Source organism: Pseudomonas sp. M20, from assembly GCF_045037865.1.
Lineage (GTDB): Bacteria > Pseudomonadota > Gammaproteobacteria > Pseudomonadales > Pseudomonadaceae > Aquipseudomonas.
In genome coordinates this window covers 6,041,979-6,056,488 of the sequence record NZ_CP173611.1, presented here as the reverse complement: position 1 = coordinate 6,056,488, position 14,510 = coordinate 6,041,979, and the positions used below count along the sequence as shown (strand labels likewise).

11 protein-coding genes are annotated in these 14,510 nt (G+C 59.4%); 5 read left to right on the top strand and 6 right to left on the bottom strand.

The window, feature by feature from the left end:
- Positions 1-87 precede the first annotated feature (87 nt).
- Together ACI514_RS26900 and ACI514_RS26895 are read right to left on the bottom strand one after the other, a co-directional pair.
- A complete protein-coding gene (locus ACI514_RS26900; RefSeq protein WP_034151974.1) occupies positions 88-726 on the bottom strand; it encodes a peroxiredoxin in 639 nt (212 codons plus the stop codon).
- Between the two features lie 295 nt (positions 727-1,021).
- Positions 1,022-2,365, bottom strand: a complete 1,344-nt coding sequence (locus ACI514_RS26895; protein ID WP_160059820.1) for an OprD family porin — start codon at positions 2,363-2,365, stop codon at positions 1,022-1,024.
- A gap of 364 nt (positions 2,366-2,729) precedes the next feature.
- Between ACI514_RS26895 and tauA the strand changes: the two genes are divergently transcribed.
- On the top strand, positions 2,730-3,719 hold the full coding sequence (tauA, locus tag ACI514_RS26890; protein WP_405122684.1) for a taurine ABC transporter substrate-binding protein: 990 nt from the start codon (positions 2,730-2,732) through the stop codon (positions 3,717-3,719).
- 82 nt (positions 3,720-3,801) lie between these two features.
- On the opposite strand, the gene argA is transcribed toward tauA, so the two are convergent.
- Positions 3,802-5,100 carry an amino-acid N-acetyltransferase gene (gene argA / locus ACI514_RS26885; protein ID WP_007913824.1) on the bottom strand — a complete coding sequence of 433 codons (1,299 nt, stop codon included), beginning with the start codon at positions 5,098-5,100 and terminating at the stop codon, positions 3,802-3,804.
- A 239-nt stretch (positions 5,101-5,339) separates the two neighbouring features.
- Positions 5,340-6,485, bottom strand: a complete 1,146-nt coding sequence (argE, locus tag ACI514_RS26880; RefSeq protein ID WP_405122683.1) for an acetylornithine deacetylase — start codon at positions 6,483-6,485, stop codon at positions 5,340-5,342.
- 156 nt (positions 6,486-6,641) lie between these two features.
- Here argE and ACI514_RS26875 point away from each other — a divergent pair, with 156 nt between their 5' ends.
- Positions 6,642-8,012, top strand: coding sequence for an inorganic triphosphatase (locus tag ACI514_RS26875; RefSeq protein ID WP_160059823.1), 1,371 nt, complete (start codon positions 6,642-6,644; stop codon positions 8,010-8,012).
- Positions 8,013-8,100: 88 nt separating this feature from the next.
- On the opposite strand, the gene ACI514_RS26870 is transcribed toward ACI514_RS26875, so the two are convergent.
- Positions 8,101-8,571, bottom strand: a complete 471-nt coding sequence (locus tag ACI514_RS26870) for an Lrp/AsnC family transcriptional regulator (protein ID WP_160059824.1) — start codon at positions 8,569-8,571, stop codon at positions 8,101-8,103.
- A 126-nt stretch (positions 8,572-8,697) separates the two neighbouring features.
- Here ACI514_RS26870 and ACI514_RS26865 point away from each other — a divergent pair, with 126 nt between their 5' ends.
- The 3 genes from ACI514_RS26865 (at position 8,698) to ACI514_RS26855 (ending at position 11,300) form a co-directional block, all read left to right on the top strand.
- Complete coding sequence (locus ACI514_RS26865) at positions 8,698-9,036, top strand: hypothetical protein (protein WP_160059825.1); 339 nt, start codon at positions 8,698-8,700, stop codon at positions 9,034-9,036.
- A gap of 92 nt (positions 9,037-9,128) precedes the next feature.
- Positions 9,129-10,913 carry a GspE/PulE family protein gene (locus ACI514_RS26860; RefSeq protein ID WP_160059826.1) on the top strand — a complete coding sequence of 595 codons (1,785 nt, stop codon included), beginning with the start codon at positions 9,129-9,131 and terminating at the stop codon, positions 10,911-10,913.
- Positions 10,914-10,979: 66 nt separating this feature from the next.
- On the top strand, positions 10,980-11,300 hold the full coding sequence (locus tag ACI514_RS26855; RefSeq protein WP_171057234.1) for a DUF2388 domain-containing protein: 321 nt from the start codon (positions 10,980-10,982) through the stop codon (positions 11,298-11,300).
- A gap of 188 nt (positions 11,301-11,488) precedes the next feature.
- Here ACI514_RS26855 and gcvP read toward each other — a convergent pair whose 3' ends face one another.
- Entirely contained in the window at positions 11,489-14,362 is a 2,874-nt protein-coding gene (gcvP, locus tag ACI514_RS26850) for an aminomethyl-transferring glycine dehydrogenase (protein ID WP_405122682.1), read from the bottom strand.
- Positions 14,363-14,510: the final 148 nt, after the last annotated feature.

Here is a 14,510-nt window from a genome sequence, read left to right as displayed (position 1 = left end):
TCCCACATTTGGAATGCGATCACCTGTGGGAGCGAGCCTGCTCCGGGCGGCGTTCCGACGAAAGCGGTGGTGGCTACACCGCAAATCTCACTTATTCGGCTGTGGCGTCAGGCGCAGGTACGGTTTCACCGCGCGATAGCCCTTCGGAAAGCGCTTTTTGATCTCATCTTCATCCTTGAGCGAAGGCACGATCACCACCTCTTCACCGTCCTGCCAGTTGGCCGGGGTGGCCACCTTGTAGTTGTCGGTGAGCTGCAGCGAATCGATCACCCGCAGAATCTCGTGGAAGTTGCGCCCGGTGCTCGCCGGGTAAGTGATGGTCAGACGAATCTTCTTGTTCGGGTCGATCACGAACAGCGAACGCACGGTCAGCGTGTCGTTGGCATTCGGGTGGATCAGATCATAGAGATCGGAGACCTTGCGATCGGCATCAGCCAGGATCGGGAAGTTGACGACAGTGTTCTGGGTCTCGTTGATGTCTTCGATCCACTTGTGGTGCGAGTCCACCGGATCGACCGACAGCGCGATGGCCTTGACGCCGCGCTTGCTGAACTCATCCTTGAGCTTGGCGGTGAAGCCCAGCTCGGTGGTGCACACGGGGGTGAAGTCCGCCGGGTGGGAGAACAGCACGCCCCAGCTATCGCCCAGCCATTCGTGGAAACGAATCTTGCCGGCGCTGGAATCCTGTTCGAAATCGGGGGCGATGTCGCCGAGTCTGAGGCTCATGGTGCTGCTCCTGATGAGTTGTTCGAGACCTCAACTGTAGCCCGGGATTTGCAATCGTTAAAAAGAATAAATAAATAGATATCTAGATCATTAGAGAATATTAAACATCTGTTCACTGGACGCTGACAGGCATCCCGACGAACATCGGTCGCAAGGTTCGAGAAGGCCTTGAGTTGCTGTAAAGAGGGAAATTCGGGGAGGGCTTACGGGGGTGGGCCTGACTCGAAAACGCAAAAGCCCCGTCCGGCGCGATGCCGGACGGGGCTTTTTTTACATCAGGTGCAGGAACTCGCTATTACAGCAGCGGGATCGAGTAGCTGACGATCAGGCGGTTTTCGTCCTGCGAACGGGTGTTCGGCAGGTCGGTGCGCCATACAGCGTTTTTCCACATCAGGCCGACGTTTTTGAACGGGCCTTCCGGCACTACGTAGCCGATGGTGAAATCGCGTTCCCACTCGGAACGGTTCGACGCGCTTTCGCGACCATTGGCACCCACGGTGTCGATCGAATCGCCTTTCAGGTAAACCACACCAGCGGTCAGGCCAGGTACACCAACTTTAGCGAAGTCATACGAGTAGCGAGCCTGCCAGGTTTTCTCGCCGGCACGACCGAACTTCTGGATCTGCATGTCGGTGATGGTGTAGTTCGACGAGCCGTCGCCCTGGTTCAGCCAAGGGAAGTCGCTGCTGCCATTGGAAACCTGGTAGCCGCCACCGAAGGTGTGACCTTCAACGGTGTACAGGAACAGGCCGCTGTACAGGTTGTTATCAACTTCACCACGACCGTTACGGAAACCGGTGTAGTTGCCGCTGCTGTAGTAAGCCGAATCAGTGCCGTTCTTGCCGTCGTCGGAGCTGTTGAAGTAACGGAAGTCGGACTTCAATACGCCCGGGCCGATTGCCCAGTTGTGAACCAGACCCAGGAAGTGCTGCTTGTAGAAGTCTTCCAGGTTGCCGTAGTAGTACTGGGCAGTCAGGTCTTTGGTGATCTTGTAGTCACCACCGGCGTAGATGAACTTGTTGCTGTCACGGAACGCAGTACCACGGGTGTTGGCGCCACCGATCGACAGGTTTTCGTTGTTGCTGGAGTTACGACCTTTCACGGCTTCGATCTGACCACCGACCAGGGTCAGGTCCTTGATTTCGCCGGAAGTGATCTGGCCACCCTGCCAGGTTTGTGGCAGCAGACGACCGTCGTTGGTCACGATGACCGGATTCTTCGGCTGCAGAGTACCCAGCTTCAGTTCAGTCTGGGAGATCTTGGCTTTGGCAGTCAGGCCCAGGCTGGAGAAGTTGTCCACCGCTTTGCCGTTGGACTCGCTCGGGAACACAGTGCCGCCGTAAGCGGTACCGCTGTTGCCGTTAGTACCGCCGCCCGAATCCAGACGTACGCCCAGCAGGCCGATGGCATCGATACCGAAACCAACGGTGCCTTGGGTGTAACCGGAGATGAAACGCAGATCGAAACCTTGGCCCCACTCTTCGTTCTTGTTGGCGCCAGCGCCGTCACGGTTATCGGTGTTGATGTAGAAGTTACGCAGCCCCAAAGTAGCTTTGCTGTCTTCGATGAAACCGGCGGCGCCTGCCTGCTGCGCCATAACCCCTACGGCCACAGCCAGGGCCAAGGTGGACTTGTTCATGTAAAGCTCCTCTCGTTTCTAATTCTTGTGTTCCTGGCCCTGGGTCTGATGCCCCGGGTCCTAAGATGCGCGATTAGCGCCAGACCGTGACTGACAAGTCAATCGTAACCTTGTGTGTCTACGACCAAGGTCTAATCGCAGTGATTTGGTCCGTGCAGAGTAAAGATTTCCTGATAAACCCAAAAAGAATTTATTCATTCTTTTTCATATCATTTCGGAATATGGCCAGTATCTTGCCACCTCCGCCGGGAAACAGCGTATCGGCGACTAAGCTCATTCCTAAATGGTATTTGTTAGCCTTTTTTTATATCGATTAGCTTTGGCGTAACCCCGAATCGTCAAACCCTATCGAAAAGGCGACGCCATGATGGCCAAACGCGCACTATCCAGTCAATTTGTTACAGTTTGTGTGTCAGCGCTGATTTCTTTTTCGGCCCATGCCGCCAACCTCACCGTGGGTTATCAGACCGGTATCGACCCGAGCAAAGTCCCCCAGGCCGACGGCGTCTATGAGAAAACCATCGGCGAGAAAATCGACTGGCGCCGCTTCAACAGTGGCCCGGAAGTTGTGACAGCCATTGCTTCGGGTGACGTGCAGATCGGCAACCTCGGTTCCAGCCCATTGGCCGCTGCCGCTTCGCGTAATCTGCCGATTGTGGCGTTCATCGTTTCGGCGCAGATCAATGCCGCCGAAGCGTTGGTGGTGCGCAATGGCAGCGGCATCAACACCCCCCAGGACCTGGTCGGCAAAACCATCGCCACACCTTTCGTTTCGACCTCACACTACAGCCTGCTCGGCGCCCTCAAGCACTGGGGCCTGGACGCCTCGAAAGTCAAAGTGGTGAACCTGCAACCAGCAGAGATCGCAGCGGCGTGGAAGCGTGGCGATATCGATGGCGCATTTGTCTGGTCGCCTGCGCTGGGGGAAATTCGCAAGACCGGCAAGACCCTGACCGATGCTGCGCAGGTCGGCCAGTGGGGTGCGCCAACCTTCGAGGTTTGGGTCGCGCGCAAGGATTTTGCCGAGAAGCATCCTGACGTTGTCGCGAAGTTTGCCAAGGTTACGCTGGATTCATTTGCCGATTACGCGGCGCATAAAGACAGCTGGACGGCTGACTCGGTGCCGGTACAGAAAATCGCCAAACTGACCGGTGCCAATGCCGCTGATGTGCCGGAATTGCTCGCAGGGTCGGCGTTCCCGGACGCCAAGGCGCAGCAAACCACGGCGCTGCTGGACGGCGGCACGGCGAAGGCGATTGGCGAGACGGCGAAGTTTTTGAAGGAACAGGGCAAGGTTGAAACGGTGCTGCCGGATTATTCGCCATATGTCAGCGCGAAGTTTGTGGCGCAATAAAAGCTTCGCGAGCAGGCTCGCTCCCACATGGGTTCATTGAACAAATGTGGGAGCGAGCCTGCTCGCGAATGGAGCGCCTCAGTTACAGAGTCTTTTCGAAGATTTTCGAATTACGCTGAAAGTTGTACAGCGAAGCCCGCGCCGCCGGCAGGCGCTCGACGCTGCTCGGCTCGAACCCACGCTCACGGAACCAGTGCGCGGTGCGCGTGGTGAGGACGAACAAGGTCTTCAAACCCTGCGCCCGTGCTCGGGTTTCGATGCGCTCCAGCAATTCATCACCGCGACCGCCATGGCGGTACTCCGGGTTCACTGCCAGACACGCCAGTTCACCGGCATCGGAATCGGCAATCTGATACAGCGCCGCACAGGCGATGATCATGCCCTCACGCTCGACCACGCTGAACTGCTCGATCTCGCGCTCCAGCACTTCGCGCGAGCGACGCACCAGAATCCCCTGCTCTTCCAGCGGACTGATCAAGTCGAGCAAGCCGCCGACATCTTCAATCGCCGCCTCGCGGACCAGTTCGAACTGCTCTTGAGCGACCAGCGTACCGCCACCGTCACGAGTGAACAGCTCTGTCAGCAGCGCGCCATCTTCGGCGTAACTGACGATATGGCTGCGCGCCACGCCGCCACGACAGGCTTCGGCAGCGGCATCGAGCAGTTCTGCCTGATAGTTGCTGCCCAGACGCTGCAAATGCGCCGGCACTTGCTGTGGACGCAGCTCACGCACCAGTTTGCCGTTCTCGTCGATAAGACCGAGGTCGGCGCCAAACAATAGCAATTTATCTGCGCCCAGATCGATGGCAGCGCGGGTGGCGACGTCTTCACAGGCGAGGTTGAAAATTTCACCGGTCGGCGAATAGCCCAGCGGCGACAACAGCACGATCGAACGCTCATCGAGCAGACGATTGATGCCCTTGCGGTCGACCCGGCGCACTTCGCCGGTGTGGTGATAGTCGACGCCTTCGAGCACGCCGATCGGCCGCGCGGTGACGAGGTTGCCGCTGGCCACGCGCAGACGCGAGCCCTGCATTGGCGACGAAGCCATGTCCATCGACAAACGCGCTTCGATGGCAATGCGCAATTGGCCGACCGCGTCGATTACACATTCCAGCGTTGCCGCATCGGTGATACGCATGCCGTGGTGGTAATGCGGGGTCAGGCCGCGCGCAGCGAGGCGGGTTTCGATCTGCGGGCGCGAACCGTGCACCAGCACCAAGCGCACGCCGAGGCTGTGCAGCAAGACGATGTCGTGGACGATATTGCCAAAATTCGGATGCTCGACGCCATCGCCGGGCAGCATGACGACGAAGGTGCAGTCGCGGTGGGCATTGATGTAAGGGGACGCGTGACGAAGCCAGTTAACGTATTCGGGCATGAACCTGGGCCTGTAATAAATAGCAGCCTAAAAAGGGGCGAAACGGAAAACGCACAGCGGGCTGATGGTTATCGTCGGAACAGGCTTGGCGACACGCGCGCTCTCCTCATGAATACGGGTTGGATTCCTACTAATTTAACGACTTGCCCCTGTAGGAGCTGCCGCAGGCTGCGATCTTTTGATCTTCTGAAACAAAAGCAAAAGATCGCAGCCTTCGGCAGCTCCTACAAGGGATGCGTTCAATTCTTCAGGCAGTAATGTTCAATCAGTTGCCGTAATAGATGCACGGTAGGCTGCAAACGTGACATTTCAAGGTACTCGCCGGGCTGATGTGCGCAGGCGATGTCGCCGGGGCCGAGCACGATGGTTTCGCAGCCAAGGCGCTGAAGATAAGGCGCTTCGGTGCCGAACGCTACTGCTTCGGCGCTGTGACCGGTGAGCTTTTCGGCGATGCGCACCAGTTCGGCGTCTTCCGACTGCTCAAACGGTGGCACTTCCGGGAACAACGGTTTGTAATCGATCTTCACCTGATGCCGCTCGGCGACCGGGTTGAGCTTGCGCAGAATCTCCGCGCGCAGGACTTTCGGGTCCATGCCGGGCAGCGGTCGCAGGTCAAACTCCAGCGAACACTGGCCGCAGATACGGTTGGGATTGTCGCCGCCATGGATGCAACCGAAGTTCATCGTCGGCTGCGGCACGCTGAACTGCGGATTATTGAATTCACGCTGCCACAACAGACGCAGGCCGCGCAGTTCGCCGATCGCATCGTGCATCGCTTCGAGGGCACTGTGGCCCAGGCGCGGATCCGACGAATGGCCGCTCTGCCCGAGGATGTCGATGCGCTCCATCATGATGCCTTTGTGCATGCGGATAGGCTTGAGGCCGGTCGGCTCGCCGATCACCGCCGCGCGGCCTAACGGACGCCCGGCTTCGGCCAGTGCGCGGGCGCCGGACATTGAGCTTTCTTCGTCGCAGGTGGCGAGGATCAGCAACGGCTGCTTGAACGGCTGATCGAGCAGCGGCAGCACGGCTCCGATGATCAGCGCGAAAAAGCCCTTCATGTCGCAACTACCCAGCCCGACCCAGCGGCCATCGACTTCGGTGAGCTTCAGCGGATCGGTCTGCCACAACGCATCGTCGTACGGCACCGTGTCGCTGTGCCCGGCCAGCACCAGCCCGCCGGGGCCGCTGCCGAAACTGGCAAGCAGGTTGAATTTGCCGGGGCTGACCTGCTGGATATCGCAGCTGAAACCCAGGTCACCCAGCCACCCGGCGAGCAAATCGATCACCGCGCGATTGGACTGATCGAGGTTCGGTTGGGTACAGCTGACCGACGGCGCGGCGATCAGCGCCGCGAACTGGTCTTGCATGGATGGCAAAGGCATCGCTGACTCCAACTCCCGAATTGAGGTCCATCATAGAACCATCCGGCGCTCGGAATAAACCGTCGCAGGGCGTAGGAAGTTTGAGTCCTGTACACTGCACGGCCTTGGCAGCCACACATTCCCCCGGCTGCGCTCCCGATCCTGGATTTTCCGGCCATGCAGAAAGAAACCGAAATCAAACTCCGCGTCAGCCGCGAAACCCTCGCCGCTCTGCGCGAGCATCCGCTACTGAAAAAACGCAACAAAAATGGCTGGGAACGCCGTGAGTTGATGAACCAGTACTTCGACACCCCCGAGCGCGATCTGGCGCAGGCCAAAGTCGCCCTGCGCCTGCGCAAGGACGGTGACGAAGTGATTCAGACCCTCAAGACCCGTGGCCAGAGCGTCGCCGGTCTGTCCGAGCGTAATGAATACGACTGGAAGTTGCCGAAAGCCAAGCTCGACGTGAAGAAACTCGACGGCGAATGCTGGCCCGAGTCGCTGGCCGAGCTGGACAAGAAAACCCTCAAGCCGATCTTCACCACCGATTTCGTCCGCGAGCGCGCCGAAATCGCCTGGGGCCGTGGCAAATCCAAAGTGGTTATCGAAGCCGCGCTGGACCTCGGTCACGTGGTAGTCGGCAAGCAGAAAGAAGAAATCTGCGAGCTGGAACTGGAACTGCGCGAAGGCGAGCCTGCCGCGCTGCTGGAACTGGCCGCTGAACTGGCGGAAACCCTGGCGCTGATGCCGTGCGACATCAGCAAGGCTGAACGCGGCTACCGCTTGTACGACGCCAACAGCTACTCGCTAAGCCTGCCGGCACCGGAGCTGACCGCGGAAACCCAACTCGACGACGCCTTCGCCGCGCTGAGCTGGCATTTGCTCGGCAGCAGCCAGCGTCTGGCTGAACAATATCGCTTCAACGGCCACTGGCGCCTGTTGCTCGATTGGGTCGAAAACCTTGCAGAAATGCGCGCCCTGCTCAGCAGCCTCGGCCAGGCCGCACCGCGTCAGTCGACCCATGATCTGCGCGTTGCCCTGGATGCCTTGCTGGAAGACTGGCGCCCGCTGGTGCAGGCCGGTATCGAAGACGAAGACGTGCGCAAAGCCGCACCGGAGCAGTTCCTCGAAGAACTCGAAGACCCGCGCTGGGGCCTGTTCTCGCTGAACACTTCGCGTTGGTTGCTGGCCCGCACCTGGACCGCCGAGCGCAATGTGCGTGGCAATCGTCAGGGCGGCGCGCAGTTGCACAGCTGGCTGCCGCGTACCTTGGGCGAAGAAGCCACGGCCCTGCAATTGCAGCGTTATCAACAGCAGCCGGAAGATCTGGCTGAGCAACTGCCGCGTATCGAGCGCATTCAGGTATGGCTGCACCACGCCCGTAACGTGCTGGACATCGCGGAAATGGATCGTCTGTACGGCGAGCTGAACAAGCTGGCGCAACTGGCCAACGAACCTACGATCACTGACGAACTGCTCGACGCACGCAAGCAACAGGCGATTGCGGTTTACCAGAATCGCGCGTGGAAAATGCTCCTGCGCATGTAACACCGCTAAAAGATCGCAGCCTTCGGCAGCTCCTACCTTTGGAATGCATTTCCCCTGTAGTAGCTGCCGAAGGCTGCGATCTTTTGCTTTATCGCAAGACAGGCAAACTGGTGGTGGACTTGATCTCCGACAACGCCACAATCGAATTCACTTCCTGTATCCCCGGAACCAGCGACAGCTTCTCGAAGAAGAACCGCTCATACGCCTCAATGTCCGCCGCGACAATCCGCAGCAAAAAATCCACCGAGCCCATCAGCACATAACACTCCAGCACTTCCGGAAAGCCACGAATCGCCTCGGTAAACTCAGTGAAGTTCGAACGCCCGTGGGCGTTAAGTTTGATCTCGGCAAAGATCTGCGTGTTCAGGCCGATCTTCTTGCGATCGAGCAAGGTCACTTGGCCGCGAATGATGCCCTCCTCCTTCATCCGCTGAATCCGCCGCCAGCACGGCGATTGCGACAGGCCGACCTGCTCGGCGATCTGCGCGCTCGACAGTGAAGCGTCCTCTTGCAGCAGGGCGAGAATCTTGCGGTCGTAGCTGTCCAGCTCGCTGTGCATAGAAAAACCTCCAATCGAAAATCTTGCGAATTGATCAATTCGATCGAGCGCCAATAACGCCGATCATAGCCAAGAAATACCCCGCGACGAATGTAAAAATTCCTCCAGAAATTTTGGAGACTCGCCATGCCGCACCTCGAAGCCGTAACCACCGCGCCAACCCGCGCCGATGTCTGGAACGTCAGCAACGCCCATTGCCTGGCGCAATATCAAATCCTCGCCGAGGCCGAGCCGGATTTGCTGGTGCGGGTGCTCAACCTGTTCGCCCTGCAATTCCTCACACCCGAGCAGGTCAACGTGCAGCGAATGGATGACTTGATGTCGATCGACATCGTCATGGGCGGTTTCAGTTGGCATCGCGCGCAAGTGATCGCGGAAAAACTTCGCAACCTGATCAGCGTCTGCTCGGTGAATCTGCAAAACGCCGATAGCGTTTGGGATGCGCCGGCACAAGCAGCCGGCTGACAAATCCGGCAACGGCTTCGTCGGGTAGTGGCCCAACGGTCTGCAGGGTCACGACTATTCTTTTGCGCACTGTCGCTCAAAAGGAAGCCCGCATGTCCGTTCAACTTGCCACTCAGGACCGCTGGCTGGAACTCAACGAGGTGCTGCGTGAACTGGTCGCCCAAGGCTTTATTTGCCAGGACTCGGCGGAGCAGGCACTGAATGCCCGCCGCCGCCACGCCGCCCACGGCCAGATGCATCCGCTGGAGTTCATCGCCAGTCAGCAGCTCGACGACCTTAGCCGTCCAGGTAAACACCTCGACCTGGAAAGCCTGACCCTGTGGCTGGCGCAGCAGGCCGGCCAGCCGTATTTGCGCATCGACCCGCTGAAAATCAATGTCGCCGCGATCACGCCCTTGATGTCCTACGCCTTCGCACAACGGCACAAGATTCTCGCCGTGGCGGTCGACCGCGATACCGTCACCGTGGCCAGCGCTCAGCCCTACGTCACCGGTTGGGAAGCTGACCTGACTCACGTACTCAAGCTGCCGATCAAACGCGTAGTAGCCAACCCGGCGGACATCCAGCGCTTCAGTGTCGAGTTTTTCCGCTTGGCGAAATCGGTCAGCGGCGCCAGCAATGCCGACACCCAGAGCGGCAACCTCGGCAATTTCGAACAACTGCTCAACCTCGGCGCCAGCGATCAGGAGCCGGACGCCAACGACGCGCACATCGTCAACATCGTCGACTGGCTGTTCCAGTACGCCTTCCAGCAACGCGCCAGTGATATCCACATCGAGCCACGGCGTGAACAAGGCACAGTGCGTTTTCGCATCGATGGCGTGCTGCACAATGTTTATCAATTCCCACCGCAGGTGACCATGGCGATTGTCAGTCGCCTGAAGAGCCTCGGGCGGATGAACGTCGCCGAAAAGCGCAAACCCCAGGACGGCCGGGTCAAGACCAAGACCCCGGACGGCGGTGAAGTCGAGCTGCGCCTTTCGACCCTGCCTACAGCGTTCGGCGAAAAAATGGTCATGCGGATTTTCGACCCGGAAGTGCTGCTCAAGGATTTCGACCAGTTGGGTTTCAGCGCCGATGACCTGCGCCGTTGGCAGGACATGACCCGCCAGCCCAACGGCATCATTCTGGTCACCGGGCCGACCGGTTCAGGCAAGACCACCACGCTGTACACCACGCTGAAAAAACTGGCGACGCCGGAAGTGAACCTCTGCACCATCGAAGACCCGATCGAAATGGTCGAGCCGGCGTTCAACCAGATGCAGGTGCAGCACAACATCGACCTGAGCTTCGCCGCCGGGGTGCGCGCACTGATGCGGCAAGACCCGGACATCATCATGATCGGCGAGATCCGTGACCTGGAAACCGCTGAAATGGCGATTCAGGCGGCGCTCACCGGGCACCTGGTGTTATCGACCCTGCACACCAACGACGCACCCAGCGCGATCAGTCGTCTGCTCGAACTCGGCGTGCCGCACTACCTGATCAAAGCCACCGTGCTCGGGGTCATGGCCCAGCGTTTGGTGCGCACATTGTGTCCGCATTGCAAGGCGCCGCTGACGCTCGAAGAAGAAGACTGGCAAACCCTGACACGCCCGTGGCAGGCGCCGTTGCCGAGCAACGCGCAACGCGCCATTGGTTGCGTGGAATGCCGCGACACCGGCTATCGCGGACGCGCCGGGGTTTACGAAATCATGCAACTGAGCGACAGCCTCAAAGCCTTCATCACCCCGGATACCGATCTCACCGCCATTCGGCGGCAGGCATTCAAGGAAGGCATGCGCAGTTTGCGTTTGTCCGGAGCGCAGAAAGTCGCCGCAGGACTGACGACGGTTGAGGAAGTGCTGCGGGTTACGCCGCAGAGCGAGCAGAAATAAGCCGCCACGGAACCGGATCGGGGAAATGGCGATCCAACGCCGTAGTTAACCCCCAGGAGTCATCTCATCATGCGTCTCAAACTTGCTGTTGCCACACTGGCCTTGCTGTCCCTTCCCGTTGGTTCGGCCATGGCGGACAGCTTTTGGCGTAACGTCATCTCGTCCGGTGCCACCACCGGTTCGACCTACCTGACCTTCAAGGATCACAAGCTGATCATCGCCGCTCAGGACGATGCCGGCAGTTTCGTTGCCAGTGACGGCGGCATTCGTGGTCCGTATCTGGAAGCCGCGATGCAAAAAGTCCGCGCCGACAATCCGGGCCTGCAGGCGACAGACATGGAACTGGCGAATGCGATTCTGGCGAAGAACGCCGTGGCTTCCGAGTAAGCCGTTCGCTAACAGAAATGCCGCTCATATGAGCGGCATTTTTTTGCCTGGATTTCAGGATCACCACAATCCCTTGTAGGAGTGAGCCTGCTCGCGATAGCGGTGTGTCAGGCAAATTCTCAGGTGACTGATTCACCGCTTTCGCGAGCAGGCTCGCTCCCACAGGGGAAGGTGTGCTTGCCGGGAAATCAGCGGTAATCATCCACCGGGACACAGGCGCAGAACAGGTTTCGATCGCCGTAAACATTGTCGACCCGGTTCACCGCCGGCCAATACTTGTGCGCCTTGGTGTGCGCATCCGGGGTAATTCCTTGCTCGATGCTGTACGGCCGCTCCCAAATCCCGGTGACATCCGCCAGGGTATGCGGCGCCCGTTTCAGCGGGTTGTCCTCGGCCGGCCAGTTGCCGTTCTGCACTTCGGTAATTTCTGCGCGAATGCTCAATATTGCACCGATAAACCGATCCAGTTCAGCCTTGGACTCACTCTCGGTCGGCTCGACCATCAAGGTGCCGGACACGGGGAACGACATGGTCGGCGCGTGAAAGCCGTAATCCATCAGGCGCTTGGCGACGTCTTCCTCACTGATGCCGGTCTGCGCCTTCAACGGTCGCAGATCGAGAATGCATTCGTGGGCTACGCGCCCGTTGCGCCCGGTGTACAGCACCGGGAACGCGCCAGATAAATGCTGCGCCAGGTAATTCGCCGTCAGGATCGCCACTTCACTGGCATCGGCCAACTGCGGCCCCATCATGGCGATGTACATCCAGCTGATCGGCAAAATGCTCGCGCTGCCCCATGGCGCCGCGCTGACGGCGCCGTTCTGCGCCAGCGGCCCGTCAATCGGCACTACCGGGTGATTAGCGACAAACGGTGCCAGATGCGCGCGAATACCGATCGGCCCCATGCCCGGGCCGCCACCGCCGTGGGGGATGCAGAAGGTCTTGTGCAAATTCATGTGCGACACATCGGCGCCGATGTCGGCCGGCCGCGCCAACCCGACCTGCGCATTGAGGTTGGCGCCGTCCATGTACACCTGGCCGCCGTGTTTGTGGATAACTTCGCAGATCTCGCTGATGCCCTCTTCGTACACACCGTGAGTCGACGGATAGGTTGCCATCAGGCACGACAACTTATCCCCAGCCTCGGCGGCTTTCGACTTCAAATCTTCCAGATCGACGTTGCCCGCCTCGTCGCATTCGACGATCACCACGCGCATTCCAGCCATCTGCGCCGACGCCGGGTTGGTGCCATGGGCCGAGGAGGGAATCAGGCAGATTTCCCGCGCACCCTGCTGACGGCTCTCGTGATACTTACGGATCGCCAGCAGCCCGGCGTATTCGCCTTGGGCGCCGGAGTTGGGCTGCATGCAGATCGCATCAAACCCGGTGATTGCGCACAGCCAGCGTTCCAGTTCTTCGATCATCAAGGTGTAACCGACCGCCTGCTCGCGGGGCACGAACGGATGCAGGTTGGCGAATTGCGGCCAGGTGATCGGGATCATTTCGCTGGTGGCGTTGAGTTTCATAGTGCAGGAGCCCAGCGGGATCATCGATTGGTTGAGCGCCAGATCCTTGTTCTCCAGTTGTTTGAGATAACGCAGCATCTCGGTTTCGCTGTGGTGAGCGTTGAACACCGGGTGGCGCAGGTACGGGGTTTTGCGCTGAAGGTTGTCGGGGATGCCCGAACTCAGGGCTTCAGCGTCAAGTTCATCGACGTTCAACCCATGATCGGCACCCAGCAATACATCGAACAGCTTGGCCACCGTGCTTTCATTGGTTGTCTCATCAAGACTCAGTCCCACACGGCCGCGACCAAGAATTCGCAGGTTGATCTGCGCAGCCTGAGCGCTTTCGATAATCGCGGTTTGCGCACCGCCGACGTCCAGCGTCAGCGTGTCGAAGAACTGCGCATTGACCCGACTGATGCCTTTGCGCTCAAGCCCGGCCGCCAGAATGCAGGTCAACCGATGCGTGCGCTGGGCGATGCGTTTCAAACCTTCCGGGCCGTGATACACCGCGTAGAAACTGGCGATGTTGGCCAACAGTACCTGCGCGGTGCAGATGTTCGAATTGGCCTTCTCACGGCGGATATGTTGTTCGCGGGTTTGCAGGGCCATGCGCAGCGCGACGTTGCCCCGGGCATCTTTCGACACACCGATGATCCGCCCCGGAATCGCCCGTTTGTATTCCTCGCGACTGGCAAAAAATGCGGCATGCGGGCCGCCGTAACCCATCGGCACGCCGAAGCGCTGGGACGAGCCGAACACCACATCGGCACCCAGTTCACCCGGTGGCGTCAGCAACAGCAAACTCAACAAATCGGTAGCGACACAGGCCAGCGCCTGCTGCGCATGCAAGTGATCGATCAGCGGACGCAGATCGCGAACCTCGCCATGGGTGTCCGGATACTGCAGCAGCGCGCCAAACACCTGGTGCTGATTCAAGTTATCCACAGCGTCGATTATCAGCTCGAAGCCAAAGCCTTCAGCGCGGGTTTCCACAACGGAAATAGTCTGTGGATGGCAATTCTCATCGACGAAAAACAGATTGCTCTTCGACTTGGCGACCCGTTTGGCCAAAGCCATGGCCTCGGCAGCCGCAGTAGCCTCATCGAGCAGAGACGCGTTGGCGAGCTCCAGACCGGTGAGATCGATAGTCAGTTGCTGGAAGTTTAGCAGTGCTTCGAGCCGACCTTGAGCGATCTCCGGTTGATACGGCGTGTACGCGGTGTACCAGCCGGGATTTTCCAGGACGTTGCGCAGGATGACGGTCGGCGTGAGCGTGCCGTGATAGCCCATGCCGATCAGGCTGGTCCAGACCTGATTCTGCTCGGCGTAACTGCGCAGTTTGGCCAGCGCGGCTTGTTCATCCAGCGCCGCTGGCAGGTCGAGCGCGCGATTGAAGCGAATGCCTGGCGGCACCGTTTGCTCGATCAGTTCGATTCGACTACCGAGGCCGAGGCTGTCGAGCATCGCCTGCTGTTCGGCGGCGTCGGGACCGAGGTGGCGGCGCAGGAAGGCATCGGGGTCGCGTAACTGGCTCAGGGACGGCAACTGGGACATGACGGGCTCTCTCTTGGCTGGCGCTCGGCGTCAATGCAACACGGTCAAACCAGCATAGCAGCCCACATCGCCACCAATTTTCAGAGCCCCCCCTTTCCCCTTGTGGGAGCGAGCCTGCTCGCGAAGGCGGTGTGTCAGTCAATTCAAA

Bases quoted from the DNA above. Each gene is read 5' to 3' on its own strand.
- ACI514_RS26865 (WP_160059825.1), top strand. From the start codon at position 8,698: ATGCCGCACCTCGAAGCCGTAACCACCGCGCCAACCCGCGCCGATGTC.
- argA (WP_007913824.1), bottom strand. From the start codon at position 5,100: ATGCCCGAATACGTTAACTGGCTTCGTCACGCGTCCCCTTACATCAAT.
- ACI514_RS26875 (WP_160059823.1), top strand. From the start codon at position 6,642: ATGCAGAAAGAAACCGAAATCAAACTCCGCGTCAGCCGCGAAACCCTC.
- gcvP (WP_405122682.1), bottom strand. From the start codon at position 14,362: ATGTCCCAGTTGCCGTCCCTGAGCCAGTTACGCGACCCCGATGCCTTC.
- tauA (WP_405122684.1), top strand. From the start codon at position 2,730: ATGATGGCCAAACGCGCACTATCCAGTCAATTTGTTACAGTTTGTGTG.
- ACI514_RS26900 (WP_034151974.1), bottom strand. From the start codon at position 726: ATGAGCCTCAGACTCGGCGACATCGCCCCCGATTTCGAACAGGATTCC.
- ACI514_RS26895 (WP_160059820.1), bottom strand. From the start codon at position 2,365: ATGAACAAGTCCACCTTGGCCCTGGCTGTGGCCGTAGGGGTTATGGCG.
- ACI514_RS26860 (WP_160059826.1), top strand. From the start codon at position 9,129: ATGTCCGTTCAACTTGCCACTCAGGACCGCTGGCTGGAACTCAACGAG.
- argE (WP_405122683.1), bottom strand. From the start codon at position 6,485: ATGCCTTTGCCATCCATGCAAGACCAGTTCGCGGCGCTGATCGCCGCG.
- ACI514_RS26870 (WP_160059824.1), bottom strand. From the start codon at position 8,571: ATGCACAGCGAGCTGGACAGCTACGACCGCAAGATTCTCGCCCTGCTG.